Raw genomic sequence first — 17,423 nt, forward strand, 5'->3', positions numbered from 1 at the left:
GGAAAAACTTTTGCAAGTGGGTGCTATGTCTTAGTATACCATGAAATATGGTAGGGATACGGTGGAAGTAGGGCTATGAGCCATCGCATTGGGGTGAGGGTTTGTTGACCGCGGCGGGTGAAGAGAACGCAGAGAGTTGTGAGCGCGGCTAGACAGTTGGGCAGGTCAGGGTGCCGCAGAAGGTGCGAAACGCGCAGCGGGGGCCCTCACCGGGCGGTGTAGCAGTTGCAGCCTTTGCGCCTCGGCTCTTGAGTCCACTGCGCCGTGCGATAGCATAGCTCGAACTGCACGAGTTAAGGGTATCATCTATGCAATTACCACCTTCACTACAGCGCGCCCTAGAGCGTGTGATCGCCACCCAGCCGGCGGCGACGCTTGAGCAGACCGCCACTGCATTATCGAATCGCTACCGGGAAGCGAGCACCGGCAGCACGCCGGTCATCACTTCGCCGCTTGAGGCAATAGCGTATGCGGCATGGCGCATGCCGGCCACCTACGCCGCGCTACGAGCTGTGTTCAAGCGGTTGGCAGAGGCACAACCCAATTTTGCTCCGACCCGCATGCTCGATGTTGGCGCGGGCAGCGGTGCCGCAATCTGGGCCGCTGCCGAACAGTGGCCGTCGCTGCGCCGGATCGTCGCGATCGAACGGCAACCGGCCATGGCGCGCCTCGCTGAGCAATTGGCCGCCGGTGCCGATCTACCTCCCATCACGTGGCAGCGCAGTGATGTGCTTGCCCTCGACCGGCTGCCAGAAAGCGATCTCGTGGTCGCCGGGTATGTCTACGGCGAGATCGAGCCGGCGGTGCGTATACTATTGCTCAGCCGGCTCTGGAAAGGAACAAACGGTGCGTTGGTGATGGTTGAACCGGGCACCCCGGCAGGCTATGCAACTATGTTGAGTATCCGCAGTGAACTGATCAAACGTGATGCCAAGATACTAGCGCCGTGCCCGCACACCGGTGAGTGCCCGCTCGCCGCCCGTAATGATTGGTGTCATTTTGGGCAACGGATTGCGCGGCCTGCCTTCCAACGTCGCCTCAAAGGCGCCGCAGCGCCGTTTGAAGACGAAAAGTTCGCTTATCTCATTGCGGCACGCCGTGGCGTGCCGCCGGCTAACGGGCGGATCGTGCGCCACCCCGTTACCCGCAGCGGGCGGATCGAACTCCAAGTTTGCACTGCGCAGGGCCTGCAACACATCACCATCACTCGTAGCCAAGGCGACGCATGGCGACGAGCGCGCGACAGCGCATGGGGTGATGGGTGGCAAAACGAGCATCTGTCTCAGGCTATAGGCGATAGTGAAGCAGAGTGATATAATATTAAATACCCGGTGCGATCTGTCGCCTCGGTGTACGCATAGGATACCACCATGGCCGGCACTCGCACCCACCTCCTTTTCTTCGCCGTTGATGATCTGCGGGAGTCGCTCATCCAGACGTTTGTTCCTTTTCCCCAGATTAGCTATTCCTTCGCTCCTACGCTGAGCGACCTGATCACCCATCTCGAAACTCAACCATCGGCCCTAATCGCCTGCCGGCCAGCCGCGCGCTACAGCCTGCCGGTAGGCATTGCGCTCGTGCTCATCTGCACCTTGGAAGAATATGATGTCACGCATTTTGTCAACGAGCAGGCAATTGTCGATCTCGTGATCGAGAGCGATCTGGCGCGCCTGCCATTGATCGCGCAGCGCGAGGAGCGGATGCAGCGCTGGGCCGACCGCGAAACGAGCCGGTTGCGCACCGTCGTCGAACATGCGCCGCACGGCGTGATCGAAGCCGAGCTGGTCAGCCGACAGGTACGTTGGGCCAACCGCGCTATGCACGTACTCTTCGGATATTCGGCAGCGGAAATGACCACCCTGCTGATCGAAGAGTTACACCCAAGCGAATCCCGCTCAGCAATCATTGACGCCTTTCAGCGCATGAGCACCGGCGATGACGCACCACTACTCAATACCATTTGTCAGCGGCGCGATGGCACAATCTTCTACTGCAATATCGCACCGGGAGGCACTTATGGCAACGGCCAAACTTTTCTTTTTGTTTTTTTCACCGATGTCACCACTGAATACGAAAGTTTGCAAACGCTTCAGATCAATGCACGCCGGCTCGAACTAGCGTTACGTGCCGCCAATCAAGGGTTGTACGATCTCGATCTGCGCGATGGCAACATCGTTGTCAATGATGAATATGCAACGATGTTGGGGTACGATCCGGCTGCGTTCACCGAAACCAACCAGCAATGGCGCGACCGCTTGCACCCCAACGATGCGACCGCGGTCTACCAGACCTACCTCGATTATATCAGCGGGCGCATTCCCGAATATCGGGTCGAATTTCGCTCGCGGATGCGGCAGGGAGGATGGAAATGGATCCTATCGGTGGGGGCGATTGTTGAGCGCGATACCGATGGCAAGCCGGTGCGCATGCTCGGCACTCATACCGACATCAGCGCCTTGAAACGACTCGAATTACACGAACGGCTCCGGGTCCAACTCTTCACCAGCCTATTAGGAGGTGAAAGTTTGCAAACCCTGATGAACACGTTAATCCAAGCCTTTGAAGAAGAACAACCTGACACCCGCTGCGCAATTGTGTTCTTCGACCTCGCCACCCGCCAGCCACACCACGTCATCGCCCCCAACCTGCCGTCTACGCTCAGCCAGATGCTTGAGCAGAGCCTTCAATCGGGGCAAGACGCTATCTGGTATCCGCTGCTCGCGCAGCAGCGCGTGATCGTGCCGGAATTGCACTCTGATTCCGGCTGGGCGCGTTTTGCGTCCGCTGCGCAAGAGAGCAGCTTGTCTACGCTCTGGGCGGAACCGATCCTCGGCGCCGGCGGCGCAGTGATCGGCGCTTTTACCGTTTGGTCGGCGCGGGCTACGTCACCATCCAGCGAGGATCGCACGCTCCTCCAATTTATCAGCCATCTCGCCGGGCCAGTGATCGAGCAGCATGTGATTGCTGAACGGCTCCGGCTGAGCGAGGAACGGTACGCGCTGGCTGAACGCGCGGTGCAAGAGGGCGTATGGGATTGGGATATTGTGAACGGCGTGACCTATCTCTCGCCGCAGTGGAAAGCGCTGTTTGGATTTGGCGAGGATGAGCTGCCCAATACCATCACTACCTTCTTCGAGCGCATCCATCCCGACGACTGGCCAGAAGTGACAAAGGCGCTCGATCGCCACATTGCCGGCAGCGAACCCTTCAACATAGAATTTCGGATGCGCTACCGCGATGGTAACTATCGCTGGATCTTGGCGCGGGGTGAAGCGTTGCGCGACGCTGACAGCAAGGTGACGCGCATGGTCGGCGCCTTGAGCGACATTACCGAGCGCAAACAGCTCGATGAGCGCATCCGCGAAACGCAGAAACTCGAAGCGCTAGGCTTACTCACCGGCGGGTTAGCCCACGATTTCAACAACCTGCTCGGCATCATCATCGGCAATCTTGATCTTTCGCTCAATGATTGGCAAGGCGATGAAGCGACGCGGCAGATGATCGAAGCCTCGTTGCACGCGGCGCTCCGTGGTGCCGAACTGACCAAGAGTCTCTTGGCGGTGGCCCGTCGGCAACCGTTAGCGCCGACCACTATTGATGTCAGTCAAGTATTGCGTGAATTTTTGCCGCTGATCCAAGTGACCGTCGGTTCGGCGATTAAGCTTGAGTTAATCGAGCAAACCACCTTGCCGGCCCGTGCCGACCGGGCGGGGCTTGAGGCAGCGATCCTTAATCTGGTCATTAACAGCCGCGACGCTATGCCAAACGGTGGCAACTTAACCATCAAAATCAGAGAGCAGCGCGTCACCAACGAAGACACGATGTTGCTTGCCATTCTTGCAACCGGCTGCTATATCGTGATCGACGTGATTGATACTGGCACCGGTATGCCGCCAGAGGTGGCCACGCGCGCATTTGAACCCTTCTTCACCACCAAAGAGCGCGGGCGCGGCACCGGGCTCGGGTTGGCGATGGTCTATGGCTTTACCCGCCAATCGGGTGGCACGGCGCAAATCTACTCGACGCCGGGGATCGGCACTACAGTGCGGCTATATCTGCCGTGCGCCGACCAGCCGGCAGTCGAGGAACCGGTTGTGATCGAGCCAACATCGCGCCGCGAGGCGCAGATATTGGTGGTGGATGATGATCCGGATCTGTTACGTATGACTGTCACCACGTTACGCAATCTTGGCTACACCGCTTTCGCCGCCCAAGATAGCAAGACGGCGCTAGAGATCCTGCGCAACGAGCAGATCGATCTCCTCCTTACCGATGTGGTGATGCCAGAGATAAACGGACGGGCTTTAGTGAAGCAAGCGCGGCAGATAGTACCGGCGATCAAGGTGCTTTATATGAGCGGGTTTGCCGCATTGCAAGGAATTGAGATTACCGATGCGCCGCTGATTGAGAAGCCGTTTCGGGCTAGTTCGTTGGAAGTGGCGGTGCAACAGGCGTTAGAGCAGTGATGGGCATTCACCGCGCGCCGCGCGCAATGACCGGGCTAGATGTCGTTGCGAGAGCCCCCAACCCTCAGCCCCGCCCCCTTCCGCGCGCATTCGCGGGGGATTGCTACACCTCGCGGCGGGCCGAGCGTTGCTCGGCCCCTACCGCGCCGCTCGCACTGACATCAGGAGAGCGGGAGATGGTGGCGCTTGCAATGGCAAGATCACCCAACCTTTAGAAGACACTCTCCGCGTCCCCTATCCGTCATAGGGTTCATGCCCCTGCAACCAACCTTTAGCGCAGCGCGCAGGTTTGCAAGACAGCCAACGCCGCCGCCGCCAGTTGCCGGCGATCAAATTGCTGTGTGGCGAGCGCTCGCGCATTGCAACCGGCTTGGCGGGTGAAATCAGGATGATCGCGCAAGAAGAGGATCTGTGCAGCCAGATCAGCGGGATCACCAGCGCGGGCATAGCGACCGCATTGATGCTCTTCAACCAATTGGCGCAACCAACCCGGTGTATTGACAATAGCCGGCTTCCCGGCGGCTAGGGTGTCGAACAACTTGTTAGGCGAACAGGTAGCCAGCACCGGCACCGCTTTGAAAATGGTCAGGCAGACATCGGCAGCGGCGACTAGATCGGCAACTTCAACTTTGGGCAAGGGATCGAGAAAGCGCACATTGCGCAGACCATACTCATGCGCTAATGCCTCAAGCTGAGAGCGCTGGCGACCTTGCCCGGCCAGTGCGATCAGCACATCGTCACAGCCGCGCGCTTGCAACACCCGCGCCGCCTCAATCACCTGCCGCACATCGTTGGCGTCTCCCATCGTGCCAAAGTAGAGAGCGAGAAAGGGCGGATTACCCAGCCGCACGCGCCACGCGCGGCCATCGCGCTGCGGGTGGAAGAGATCGAGATCGGCAGCGTTAGGTATGACGCTGATCTTTTCCGGCGCAACGCCGGCAGCGATGATCCCCTGCCGCATGCCGGGCGAGAGCGCGATAATGTGACATGACCGGCGGTAGATGGCGCGTTCGAGCCAGCGCGCAGCTAGAATCAGCAAGGGTTGGCGCAGCGCTCCCATCTGGATCGGTGCTTCCGGCCACAGATCGCGCACCTCGAAGACCAGCGGCGCACGATGCCAACGGCTAGCCACCATACCGGGAATGCCAATCGTCAGCGGCGTACTGGTAGCAAACACCACATCGGGCCGCTCGACCCGCAACACAGCCAGCAAGCTGGTCAGCGCAAAAAGGATAAAGGCAATAATCCGCTGCCCATAGCCAATCGCCGTACCACGGCTATAATCGGCATAGCCGGCCCGCACTTCGATGACATGAATACCATCAACGTCGCGCCGCCGCCACCATCCGCCTGACCACGGCGTCTGCCGATCGGCTGCGGTTATGAGCGTCACCCGATGGCCTTGCTGGATAAAAAAACGGGCAAACTCATACGAGCGGGTGCCACCAACACCGGCGCGGGTGGTGAAATATTGGTGCAAGTAGAGGATATGCATTATGCCAATGCCTCGAAGCCAACCGTCTGCACGCCCACGGCAGCCAACCGATCAACCAAACTCGGATCGCGCAACAGGGCATATTCACGCGCCTGCACCTCTGCCAACGCGCCAGAACGTTCGGCGGCACTCTGCAACGCCGGATGCACGACCAGCTCCACCGGTGCCACGCGCGCACGCGGCATCTGCGCCACCATCTGAGCCAGCGTTATCAGACCCGCTTCAGACTCCGGCAGACCGATCAGACCGGCCGGCATCCGCATGCCTTGGCGTACCGCCGCTGCCGCCCATCCTGCGATCACCTGCCCTTTAAGCCACGCCAACGGCTGAATCAGCCGATCTCGCAGTGACGCACCTCGTAGCGGCAGCCAGAGGCGCTGATGCGAGCGCATCGCCGGAATGGCGAGTTGGCGTGCAACCGCGACCGTTAATGAAAAGAGCTGCGGCAAGAGATGAATATTCTGATGCGTATTCCAGAAATCAGGCTGGCCAGCCACCAGCGCCAACCGGTCATACTGCGCGCGCAGTTCACGCAGCACATGCTCCGGCGCGATTCGACCCAGCAACCAACGCCGGCGAAAGGCGGCTGCCGGCCAGAAACGCCCCTGCCCATCAATCAGACTAGCCACCTGATCGGGTGGTGCGACCGGCCTGCCAGCCGTCAGATTCCAATGCAACCCAATCGAGGCATCGGGAAACTGTTGTCGCAGGCGGCTCGCCTCGCCATAGCCCGGCATATTCGCCATCACACACGTTGCCCGCAGTGCGCCGGCGGCCAGACATGCTTCGATGGCGGCATTGATACGTGGTGAAGCGCCGTAATCATCAGCCGTAATGATGAGGCGCAGCGGATAACGGTGATAGCTCATAACAATTCGTGGTACAACGCAAAGAGATACTGCGCTTCCCGTTGCCAGTTGTACTCATGGATCACGCGCCGGCGACCCTCAGCGCCCATTGCCCGGCGCAAAGCCGGGTCGTCGAGCAAGCGGATGATCGCATCAGCATACGCATCGTAATCGTGCGGCGGCACCATGATCGCGCAGCGGCCATCACCGGCAAACGGGCGACTCGGCGGCAAATCACTGAGCACGACCGGCATGCCCAGCGCCATAAATTCAAACAGCTTGGTCGGGATATTGTGTTGAAACTTGGGTAAATCAGGCAGCGGAATAAACCCGATTTTCGCTTGGCGCACCCGTGCTGCCACTTGATCGTGCGGCACCATCTGGGCATCGATCACGATATCGTCGCGCAACCCGCGCCGGGCAATCTCTGCCTGCGCCCACTCAGTCTCAAAACATTTCCCAAAGAAATGCCACCGCGCCCGCCGTCCGCGCCGGCGCAACGCCTCGGCGACCGCAAAGGTCACTTCGAGGTTGTAGCGCGGAAATGTGCCGTGGAAGACTAGATCGAACGGGGCATCATCGGCAGGCGGCGGTTGTTGCAAAAAGAGATCGAGGTGAGGAAAGTTGTGAATAGTGATCACCCGGCGAGCACGAAACCGGCGCAGATAGAGATCGGCCACCCCGCGATCGGCCGTGATGATTGCATCAAAAACGCGCGCCGCCAACCGCTCAAGCGCCTCCATGCTGACCAACAACGGGCCGCGCACAAGCGGGTGCAGATAATATTTCTGGCGCAGGTAGGCCGTATTATTTTCGTGGCTGTCAAACACGACCCTTGCTCGCGTGGTCGCCTTCAACCAAAGACCCAGCGGGATCAGTTCAGGATCGTGGAGATGATACAGGTCGGCCCGCAATTGGCGCGCCAACTGCGCCGCCTGCCACACTCGCCGCCAACGCCGTTTGAGGCCCAATGCCAACTGTTGCTCAGCCGGCACGCCCACGCTGTGCAACTGCACCCCTTGCCGCTCCAGCTCCGTTACCGGCAACGGCACGAGCAAATGCGTTTCATAGCCTGCCGCAGCCAAACTCGCGCACTCGCGGTAAAAAATGCGCTGATCAAACGGCTGGTGAACAGTCGAGATATGCACAATCCGGCGCCTAGCCGTCAGAGACCGCTCAGTCGGGCACGGAGCCGTTCGGGCAACAGCGGGATCATTGGGTAGATAAGAGTGCGGTTGAGCCATCGCATTCCCCTGAAGATCATCTCATACGCTTGGCGTTCCCACGGTGCATAGACCGTTGCCAACGCGCGCGCCCGTTCGGCATCACGCCGCGGTGAGCGTTGGCTGCTGATTCCGTCGCCGGCAAAATGCGCAATCTCTTTCGGCAGATGGCCGTAGCGCACCCGTCGGCGCAAGATCATATCGAGCAGATAGGCATAATCGGCGAGGATGCGGTAATCGGTTGCGAACGGCTGGGCGGCATAAATCTCGCGGCGCACAAACCAGCTCTGGTGGCAGATCATTTTGCGATAGAGCCAAAACCGGTTAAGCCGATCAGGATAGATGATCAAACGGCCTTCACCGGCACGCCCGCGTCCAAGGTAGGGATGGTGGCCAAACGAGCGGACATCGCCGTACAGAAAATCGGGTTCGCCATAGCGGGCTAGCGCCGCAGCGACCGCGCTCAGCGCATCAGGCCCGGCAAACCTGTCACCGGCATTCATAAAACAGATGTAGCGCCCGCGGGCATGGGCAATGCCCTGATTCATCGCCTCGTAAATCCCGCTATCAGGCGCAACGATCACACGCACGCCGAGCGCCCGCAACCGTTCTGGAGTGCCGTCGGTTGAACAGCCATCCTTCACAAAATACTCAACATCGCTAAAATCTTGTCCTAACACGCTGCGCGCCGTCTGTTCGGCATCGTCTGCACAGTTGAGGGTAATCGTAATAATGCTAAAGAGCGGTTGGTTCATGCGGTATCTCCTGAACGCAGAGAACGCTGATAGCGGGCAAGCTGCTCTTGATAGCGCCGGCGATGTTCAGGAATAAACTTGCGTTGCACAGCAGGCGGCAACCGCTTCACCACCGCAGGCGGGGTTTGCTCACGCACCCATTGCACCACCTGCGCGCGCGGTCGCCACCACAGCAGATAGATCAAATGATCTCGCCATGTCCGCAGCCATTCCCGCCGGGCCGCTGCCTGCACCATCTGCGCATAGCGAGGATCGGCGAGTAAACGCTCGATATCATCGGTGCGGCGCAATTCGGTCGTGATCCTGCCAGCCGCAAGATCGGCGCGCAAATCAAGAATGGGCTGCGGATGCTGGCCGGTAAAGCGAACGAGCCAATTCTGCGTGCCATACTGATCCATGATGCGCAATCCATTCGATATATTGACCTCTTGCAGCAAATCCAAATTCTTTCGCAGCCGTTCTCGTTCTCGTGGCCAAGGCTGGTTCTGATAGTACGCGCCTTTGCGAGTGAATTGATGCGGAAAGACCAAATAGTAATGGTACATCCACACACCAAAAGCATCAGCGTGATAGATACGACGACGAGTAATATTGCGCCCCCGCTCATCAACGATGGTTGGCGGACGATGGCTATCATAGACATAACCCGGACGCCAGCGGAACACCCGTCGGTATCGGCCCCACGGTTCACCTTGGTATTGGCGATGCCAGAAAAGGCCCCCGTCGGCGACATAATCGAACCCGCCCCAGAAGTTGTAGGCGCGAAAGCAGAGGCAGGTCGTATCGGGATGCTGGTGGAGAAAGGCCATGACCCGCTCGATATCAGCCGGATGGTAAAACTCATCGACATCGATCTGCCACAGCCAATCGCCGGTCGCCCGTTCGGCATAGGCCCGGCTCTGCTCATCCTTTTCGCCCGGCCAAAAGCCGTTGGGATGGCCGCACATCTCGGCTGTGACAATGATCAGTTTATCGTCGGGATCTTCTTCGGCTTTAAAGCGATACAACGCTTGCAAGGTGCCATCGATCGAATGGCCGTCGGGCGTAGCGGCGTGGGTTGCGCGCGGGCTTGCGCCCTCGGCCACAATAATCTGGTGGGCAAACGGATAGATGGCACGCAGGTTGTAGCGCAGAAACGGCTCGCCATTGAGTACGATCATGCCGAAGGTTATACGCGTTTCATGACTCACGGTTGCACTCCTGCCTGTAGCTCACGCTGGCGCGCATACGACGGGATTGGTTGCGGTTGCGCCGCTGACACCCCCACCACGCCGGCGCTCAAAGCCCACACTGCCCACATCGGCCAGTGCAAATGGGCGGTGGACATGGTGTTGCCTGAAGCTTGCCCATGCACGAGGGCAAAGATGACAACGGCAAAGAAGGTTGCCTGCCAGATGCCACGATCATCGGCGGCAGTCTGCGCCCAAATCGACGGCAACCGTCGCCCGGCCCAAATCAAATAGCCAACAAAAAAGACCATGCCCACAAGCCCTTGATCGGCCAGTGTCCCAATAAACAAATTGTGCGACCAAAGCTTCTGCTCAAACCCCCACCCCCACACCGGCGAAGCGAGGAAATAACTCCAGCCGATCTGCCACAGCCAGCCCCGATCGGCGAAGACATTGAACGAATCGCCCAATCCGTTCTCGCCCTCCCGGACAATCAAATGCGGCGCCACTTGATAGATCCAAATGACCGCAATCAGCGTCGTCGCGAGCGCCACTGACACCCGACGCAGCCGTGCGCCCCGGCGCACCACGACCCAAGCAAAGATCAACAGCGACGCAATCCCAATACCGCTGAGTGATTGGCGCGCCCCGGTGAGGAAAATGCCGTAGCCGCAGACGATGGTTAACGCTAGAAACGCCGCTATGGCAAGCAACCGGCGCGCTTGCAAGAACAGACCGACCCCGCACAGAAAGGCAACGCCGAGATGGTGCGAAAAGTGATGGTAATTCCGGATGCCAAGGTTGCGGTACGGTAATGACGACAAGCCGGGATCGGTTAGCAGATGGTCGAGCGGCACATTGATAAACTGTAATGCCGCGTACAACCCGTATACGCTGGTCAACAGATAGGTCAGAGCAAACCGGCGGGCAGCAGCCGCATCGCGCACCGCCAAGAGCGCAACCAGCGAACCGATAATAATGTAGAGTATGAGCGAACGGGCAATTTGCATCTTATCGCTCAACCCAAACTGGAAGAGGACACAGAGCGCCCACCCCCACCACAATCCCATCCACGGCACGATCCACCGATCGCTTGCCGGCAAGATTCGCTCGATCGTGCGATCGAACTGGCGGGGTAGCAACGACCACGATTGCGTAGTGTGCATATACCGGATCAGCGCCAGCACTATCATCGCCAACAGCGGCCAGACGGCTGCGATCGGTCCGACAAACACGGTACGCGCCCATAACGAGACCGACAGGTAGAGTGCCAGCGGAATCTCTGGCCGACCACGCCAGATCGCATAGCCGCAGACCAAGCCGAGCACCGCGAGTGCAAATGGATTTAGTGCAATCGATCCGTCAACAACCATAGCAACACCACGCTAGCACTCAAGTCCATAGCTCAAGTAGAGACGCCTGCGCACCCCAGCGTGCTTTTTCCATAACCACCAGAGTACACGCAGCCCAGCGTATTGTTGCGCGCTTAACGGTCGCCCATACCGGCGCAATAAGAGCGCATGCTCGCGCCGCCAGATGGTCAGCAGCGTCGCAGTCTTCGCATCATCGTGCAGACGAAAATCGCCCAATGGCGGCCCCGGCAAACGCCGACTCGGACCGGCGGCGCTCAGGCGAATGAAGAGATCGCGATCCATGCAGAAACGCAAGCTGCGATCAACGCCACCCACTCGTTCGTAGACGCTGCGCCGCCAGAAACAGCCTTGTTGCGGCCAGCGATGCACCCCTAACCACGCGGTCAGCGTCGGGTTGGGCGGCAAAGCAAAAATTCGCTCGATAACTTGCCCCTGAGCGTCGATAAAATTGACATCACCACTCGCAAACGCCAACCATGGCCGATCGGCAAAGAAACGACCGACCCGTTGCAAGGCTCCCGGCAGCAAGCGATCATCCGAATTGATCCACGCCAGAATCTCGCCAGTGGCACGGGCAAAACCATCGGCCAACGCCGCCGACTGACCACCATCAGGCTGCGATTGCCAATACGTTAGCCACGGCTCATAGCGCCGGATAATCTCGACGCTACCGTCATGGCTGCCCCCATCCATCACGATATATTCAAGATTGGGATAGCCCTGCAAGAGAACGGAACGGATTGCCTCTTCGAGGTAGTGCGCTTGCTGGTACGACGGGGTAACAATCGTGATCCGTGGCCATGGCCGGCCATTCGGCAGCAACGACGGCGCCGGCGGCGTCGCCACCGTCCACGGCCAGCCTTGCCGCGTTGAGAGTGGCAGCGCGCTCAGGGACGGAGTAGCATACGTCGTGACAAGCATATCACCTCGCTTCTCCTACCACGCGCATCGCTGTCGCTGGTTCACGATTGGCGCGATACCACTCGATCGTCGCCCGCAAGCCGTCGGTGAAGGTCGTTTCCGCCCGGAATCCAAACCGTTCCCATGCCCGCGACACGTCAAGCTTACGCCGCGGCTGGCCGTTTGGCTTGGTCGTATCCCAGACAATGTTGCCGCGAAACCCAGTCAATTCTGCAATCAGCATAACGAGATCGCGGATGCTGATTTCATAGCTGCTGCCAATATTGACCGGATCGGGGTCGTTGTACCGTTCAGCGGCTAACAGAATACCTTCGGCAGCGTCAGCCGCATAGATAAACTCGCGCGTCGGCGAACCATCGCCCCAGACCACAATCTCACTCGCACCCTGTTCATCAGCCTCAATACATTTGCGGATGAGGGCCGGAATGACGTGTGAGGTTGCGAGGTCGAAGTTATCACGCGGCCCGTACAGATTGACCGGCAAGAGGAAGATCGAGTTAAAGCCGTACTGCTGGCGATAGGCTTCACCCTGTACCAACAGCATCTTCTTGGCCAACCCATACGGCGCATTCGTCTCTTCGGGATACCCATTCCAGAGATCATCCTCTCGGAACGGCACCGGCGTATACTTCGGGTACGCGCAGACGGTGCCAATCGTGACAAACTTGGTCACCCCAAAGCGCCAGCTCTCGTGAAACAACTGCACGCCCATCATCAAGTTATCGTAGAAAAACTCGGCGGGATGGTCGCGATTAGCGCCAATGCCGCCGACCCGCGCCGCCATGTGAATCACAATATCGGGACGTGCATCGTGCAACAACTGCCGGATCGCTTCTACCTGCCGCAGATCATACTCGTGGGAGCGCGGTACGAACACGCTGTTGGCGCCACGCTCGTGCAACTTCTCGACCACATATGAACCAAGGAAACCGGCACCACCGGTCACGACCACGCGCTTATCTTGCCAAAACTGATGACTATCGGGCCAGCGTTGCGTATCGAGCTGCATAGGCACCTCAGTTGAATGGATAATTGCTTACTGGGATGGGTGCAGCGGCGCTAGGCCGCCTACTGGACGATAAACTGCGCGTTGCGATATTGGCTATCGAGCGCGTCTTTGATCACGCCATTCAACAACACTCCTGCCACCTCGCGGATCCCCTCCTCGACGCTGATGCGAGGCCGAAAACCGAGCTGTTCGCGAATCTTGGCGAATGAAACACGAATATCACGCATATCGCCGCCAAAGGTGAGGTCTTTATACTCCACGATCGTCCCCGTAACATAGCGTTGCACCAACGCCACGATCTCATCTTTGGTGTAATTCCCCTCGTCACTGCCGACGTTAAAAATCTGGCGATTGATCGTCGCCGGCGGCGCCATTAAACCGAGCAAAATTGCATCGCAGACATCACGCACATGCACGAACGAACGGGCATACCCGCGCTGGTAGATGATCAGCTTGCGGCGCGTGATGGCTTCGAGCACGAACTGGTTGATGATCAGATCAAACCGGGTGCGCGGCGAGATCCCAAAGAGGGTCGCAAACCGGAAGAGGACCGGGATCGTCGTCGCGCCGGCAGTCTGGTCACGCAGAAACTGCTCAGCGGCGACCTTGGTCTCGGCGTAGAGCGATTGCGGGTTGAGCGGCGACTCTTCCGTTACCGGCGTGCCATCTGGCGACAACCCATAGTTGCTGTAGGTTGACGCGAAGATCAACCGTCCGACCCGCGCGGCGTCAGCCGCAGCAAAGACCCGTTTCGTGCCCTCGAAGTTGTAGCGCCATGCCACCTGCGGCCCTACCATCTGGCAGGCCGGAAAGCCGACAATCGCAGCTAAATGGACGACCGCATCAAAGTGAGCTGGCGGCAGATCACCCACAGCGATACCCTCAGCGCTCGCCCGCAAAACAGCCGGATCGCAAACATCACCTTTAGCAAAGCGGAACTGCGGATGATGCCAGTACCCAAGCAGCGACGCGCCGCCGAAGAGCAGATCGTCAACCACCGTTACCGACCAACCCTGCTGCAAGAATACGCCGGTCAACAGGGAACCAATATACCCCGCGCCGCCAGTAATCAGTACGTGAGGCGTTGTATCAGTTTTCACGGCTTACCTTCCCCTGTCGAAAACATCTGTTCAATCGCCAGTCTCGCCGGCAATCTCACCCGGCTGCGCCAGCGCAGTTGGCGCCGCTGACCGGGCGAAACGAACCTTCATCGCTGGCCAACGCCAGCGCCGCTTCACCCCATTGAGCACAACTCCCAAACATGCCACCTTGGTCTGGCTGAGCATATCGAATGTTCGGCGCAACGCCTCCTCGTTGGTATGGTTCGCGCGCACGACGAGCAATGTCGCGTCAACTGCACCCAGCAAGAGTGCGGTATCGGCGAAGGGGAACAGCGGTGCTGTGTCGATAATGACCACATCGGCAGATTGACGCAACGTCGCCAGCACCGTTTCCAATTGGGGGCATCCCAACAGTTGAGCCGGCAACCCACTCATCATCCCTGCTGTTAGCACATACAAATTTGGTTGCGGCGTCACCTGTAAAAATGACTCCAAGGGCCGTACACTCACCCGCAGCAGATTGGTCAAGCCGCTCTGATAGGGAAGGTTAAAGAAGGTATGCAAGGTAGGGTTGCGGAGATTCGCATCAACTAACACTACCCGGCGTCCCGTCTGCGCCAAGGCCACCGCCAGATTGGCCGCCGTCAAACTCCGCCCTTCACCGGGCGCCGCGCTAATTACGGCAATCACCTGCGGGCGTTTAGCAGCCTCCAGCCTATCAAGATAGAGACGAAACGTCCGGTAGCTTTCGGCCTCTAGCGCAGCCGGATTACTTAAGGTAATCAATTGGGCCGCCGGCGTATTGCCTTTGATAGTACCGATCGTCAAGAGTGGCCGCCCGCCGCCCCGTCGATCGAGATCGTCTTCATCGTTGATGCGGGTATTGAAATAGTCGTACAGAAACCCGATCGCAATTGCGATCAAGATCGCAATGACCACGCTCAGGATGATGTTGCGGGTATAGTTAGGGCCAACCGGCTGCGGTTCAGCATAGGCTGGATCAACCACGATGAGGATCGAATGCTCGGCAAACTCAGCATCAAGCAGATCGCGCTCGAGAGCTTGAAACGAGGTGACAATGGCGTCTGCCAGTGCAACCGCTCGCTGCCGGTCAGTATCTTGAACGGTCAGCAGAAACAACTCTGTTTTGCCCACCTCAGTAATACTGGCCCGCGCCAACAATTGCGAGGCGGTTATGTTTCCGACCATTGCTGCCGCGCGTTCGAGCACTGGCCGCACCAACAAAAGCTGGCGCACCGTGAGCGAATAGCGTTCACGCCCCCGCAGCTCGTCAAACGTTGGCGGACGGGTATTGCCCTGATTCTGATTGACCATCAGCATCGTTGAGGCAACGTATTGGGGGGGTTGTCGTTGGGAAAAGACAAAGCCCACGCTGGCGCCAATAACGGCGAATAGGATAATGAGCCATATCCAGCGCCAAACAAAAAGGAGATACTGTTTGAGTTCCAAGCGACCCTCCAAGCGATGTGGGCGTTGCTATTGGCACAGTGAGGTGCAATAACATACAGCAAGCTCCGGTCTGTGGGAGGGGGGAATTGCTGGCAGCAAGGAGAACAGACCGCTTAAGCTAGCATATTTAATCTTGTGTTCCGCATCCTAGTTGTAACGATCTCATGTGACAGGAAGATGTCATCACTCAAAGAAGGTTATGACAAAACCGTCACATCCTTGAGAGATTATCTCAATTGAAAAACGCTCCAAAAACTTCATCAAACTGTTTACGGTACACGCCGCCAACACACTGTAATGCCATCTTAGGAAGGTCGCTGATTGTAGCGATTGTTCGCGCGTGCTGCGCTTTCGTTCGCCTCTGCCACAATCCGGTGGTACAGCTCAAGATAACGCTGGGCCTGCACCTCTTGCCGATATTCGGCAAGCGCAATCTCGCGACACATGCGGCTCATCAGCAGACGCTCATCTTCATTGCGCAACAGCCGGCGGATCGCTTCGCGCAGCGCGGTGACATCACCAACCGGCGCTAACCAACCCGTCTGGCCGGGACGCACCAATTCGCCGATCCCACCAGTATCAAACCCGACTACTGGGGTCGCGCAAGCCAACGCCTCCAGCGCCGTGCTAGGCATATTATCTTGCAGAGAAGGGATGACGAATAGATCAGCGGCGCTATACGCCAATGCTAACCGAGGATCATCAGCGATCACACCTAGCGCGTGGTGCCGGATCGGCGCCGCGATCGGCGGCGGGTTGCGCCCAATCGAAACCAACAGCAGATCGGGTTCATCAGCGAGGCCGGCAAGGGCAGCGGCAAGTTCGGCGAACCCTTTCCGGCGATTATTGACCGAAACCGCCACGAACAACACAATCCTCGCGTGTAGCGGTAAACCCAACGCAGCGCGCGCGCTTGCGCGGTCGTTCGGCGCAAACACGGCGGTATCAAGGCCGTTTGGAATGATATGCACCGGAAACCGGCTTAAGAGCGAGCTACGCTGCACTTCAGCAGCCATCCACCGGTTGAGCGCCACGATATGCAGCCTCCCAGCAGGCACCGCCGCCAGCGCAGCTCGCTTTCGCTGCCAGATCTGGCGTGAGAGATCGTGTTCATCACGCGAACCGAGTTGCGGGCAAGCGCCACATGCGTCTGCATAGCGACCGCAACCGTCATCGTAATGGCACCCTCCGCTAAAAGGCTGCTGATCCGAGAGCCGCCACACCACCGGCGCACGTCGCGGCGCCAACCGGAAGAACGAGGTGTAGTCAACAAAACCAGCCACCCAATGCAGGTTGATCACCTCACACGGCGGCAGCGCGCGCACCACCTCACCGCCGTACCGGCTGCGATCATCGCTAAACTGCTCAAACCCATCAGGGCGGGTCTGGTGGTACGGTTGAAACGCGCGCCGGATTTGCCAACCCCGCCAGCGCCGCAGCCAATGACTAAACCAATGCACCGCCGATGGGATGGCCTGCACTGTCGGATCGTCACTGCGGCGGTTGGCGACCACCATCGTTGATTGGCAACCACTAGCCAGCAACGCCCGATGGAGCCGGTAGGCCGCCCGCGCTGCGCCGCCGCTGATGTCATTCGTGCTGAGATGAACAACCCGCATGCACCTACCGCCTT

The 17,423-nt window shown here is 58.8% G+C and carries 13 protein-coding genes; 2 read left to right on the top strand and 11 right to left on the bottom strand.

Translation table 11 applies throughout. The features are described from left to right. Positions 1-308 precede the first annotated feature (308 nt). Positions 309-1,313 (top strand): small ribosomal subunit Rsm22 family protein, encoded by a 1,005-nt coding sequence (locus Q1A00_RS00460; protein WP_298404285.1) that lies wholly within the window; start codon positions 309-311, stop codon positions 1,311-1,313. A 57-nt stretch (positions 1,314-1,370) separates the two neighbouring features. Beyond that, the gene (locus Q1A00_RS00465) at positions 1,371-4,466 is read left to right on the top strand and encodes a PAS domain-containing protein (RefSeq protein WP_299754743.1); all 3,096 of its coding nucleotides are present in this window, start codon (positions 1,371-1,373) and stop codon (positions 4,464-4,466) included. 271 nt (positions 4,467-4,737) lie between these two features. On the opposite strand, the gene Q1A00_RS00470 is transcribed toward Q1A00_RS00465, so the two are convergent. From Q1A00_RS00470 to Q1A00_RS00520, 11 genes are all read right to left on the bottom strand, one after another. Next, a complete protein-coding gene (locus tag Q1A00_RS00470; RefSeq protein WP_298404290.1) occupies positions 4,738-5,961 on the bottom strand; it encodes a glycosyltransferase family 4 protein in 1,224 nt (407 codons plus the stop codon). Then, on the bottom strand, positions 5,961-6,830 hold the full coding sequence (locus Q1A00_RS00475; protein WP_299754746.1) for a ChbG/HpnK family deacetylase: 870 nt from the start codon (positions 6,828-6,830) through the stop codon (positions 5,961-5,963). The genes Q1A00_RS00470 and Q1A00_RS00475 overlap by 1 nt, the downstream gene beginning before the upstream one ends. Further along, positions 6,827-7,957: a glycosyltransferase family 4 protein gene (locus Q1A00_RS00480; RefSeq protein ID WP_298404293.1), complete on the bottom strand. Its 1,131-nt coding sequence runs from the start codon at positions 7,955-7,957 to the stop codon at positions 6,827-6,829. The genes Q1A00_RS00475 and Q1A00_RS00480 overlap by 4 nt, the downstream gene beginning before the upstream one ends. 17 nt (positions 7,958-7,974) lie before the next feature. Beyond that, entirely contained in the window at positions 7,975-8,787 is an 813-nt protein-coding gene (locus Q1A00_RS00485; RefSeq protein ID WP_298404296.1) for a glycosyltransferase family 2 protein, read from the bottom strand. Continuing rightward, positions 8,784-9,977, bottom strand: a complete 1,194-nt coding sequence (locus Q1A00_RS00490; protein ID WP_298404299.1) for a glycosyltransferase — start codon at positions 9,975-9,977, stop codon at positions 8,784-8,786. The genes Q1A00_RS00485 and Q1A00_RS00490 overlap by 4 nt, the downstream gene beginning before the upstream one ends. Next, positions 9,974-11,329, bottom strand: coding sequence for an O-antigen ligase (locus Q1A00_RS00495; protein WP_299754751.1), 1,356 nt, complete (start codon positions 11,327-11,329; stop codon positions 9,974-9,976). The genes Q1A00_RS00490 and Q1A00_RS00495 overlap by 4 nt, the downstream gene beginning before the upstream one ends. Positions 11,330-11,341: 12 nt before the next feature. Next, positions 11,342-12,250: a glycosyltransferase family 2 protein gene (locus tag Q1A00_RS00500; RefSeq protein WP_298404304.1), complete on the bottom strand. Its 909-nt coding sequence runs from the start codon at positions 12,248-12,250 to the stop codon at positions 11,342-11,344. A gap of 1 nt (position 12,251) precedes the next feature. Next, on the bottom strand, positions 12,252-13,259 hold the full coding sequence (locus tag Q1A00_RS00505; protein ID WP_298404306.1) for a GDP-L-fucose synthase: 1,008 nt from the start codon (positions 13,257-13,259) through the stop codon (positions 12,252-12,254). Positions 13,260-13,318: 59 nt separating this feature from the next. Next, positions 13,319-14,359 carry an NAD(P)-dependent oxidoreductase gene (locus tag Q1A00_RS00510; protein ID WP_298404309.1) on the bottom strand — a complete coding sequence of 347 codons (1,041 nt, stop codon included), beginning with the start codon at positions 14,357-14,359 and terminating at the stop codon, positions 13,319-13,321. Positions 14,360-14,389: 30 nt separating this feature from the next. Then, positions 14,390-15,790: a polysaccharide biosynthesis tyrosine autokinase gene (locus Q1A00_RS00515; protein WP_298404312.1), complete on the bottom strand. Its 1,401-nt coding sequence runs from the start codon at positions 15,788-15,790 to the stop codon at positions 14,390-14,392. Positions 15,791-16,095: 305 nt separating this feature from the next. Next, on the bottom strand, positions 16,096-17,409 hold the full coding sequence (locus Q1A00_RS00520; RefSeq protein ID WP_298404315.1) for a glycosyltransferase family 4 protein: 1,314 nt from the start codon (positions 17,407-17,409) through the stop codon (positions 16,096-16,098). Between the last annotated feature and the right edge of the window lie 14 nt (positions 17,410-17,423).

Source organism: uncultured Chloroflexus sp., from assembly GCF_938091255.1.
Lineage (GTDB): Bacteria > Chloroflexota > Chloroflexia > Chloroflexales > Chloroflexaceae > Chloroflexus.

Coding starts and splice junctions, on each gene's coding strand:
- Q1A00_RS00475 (WP_299754746.1), bottom strand. CDS start 6,830: ATGAGCTATCACCGTTATCCGCTGCGCCTCATCATTACGGCTGATGAT.
- Q1A00_RS00485 (WP_298404296.1), bottom strand. CDS start 8,787: ATGAACCAACCGCTCTTTAGCATTATTACGATTACCCTCAACTGTGCA.
- Q1A00_RS00460 (WP_298404285.1), top strand. CDS start 309: ATGCAATTACCACCTTCACTACAGCGCGCCCTAGAGCGTGTGATCGCC.
- Q1A00_RS00520 (WP_298404315.1), bottom strand. CDS start 17,409: ATGCGGGTTGTTCATCTCAGCACGAATGACATCAGCGGCGGCGCAGCG.
- Q1A00_RS00505 (WP_298404306.1), bottom strand. CDS start 13,259: ATGCAGCTCGATACGCAACGCTGGCCCGATAGTCATCAGTTTTGGCAA.
- Q1A00_RS00495 (WP_299754751.1), bottom strand. CDS start 11,329: ATGGTTGTTGACGGATCGATTGCACTAAATCCATTTGCACTCGCGGTG.
- Q1A00_RS00500 (WP_298404304.1), bottom strand. CDS start 12,250: ATGCTTGTCACGACGTATGCTACTCCGTCCCTGAGCGCGCTGCCACTC.
- Q1A00_RS00465 (WP_299754743.1), top strand. CDS start 1,371: ATGGCCGGCACTCGCACCCACCTCCTTTTCTTCGCCGTTGATGATCTG.
- Q1A00_RS00470 (WP_298404290.1), bottom strand. CDS start 5,961: ATGCATATCCTCTACTTGCACCAATATTTCACCACCCGCGCCGGTGTT.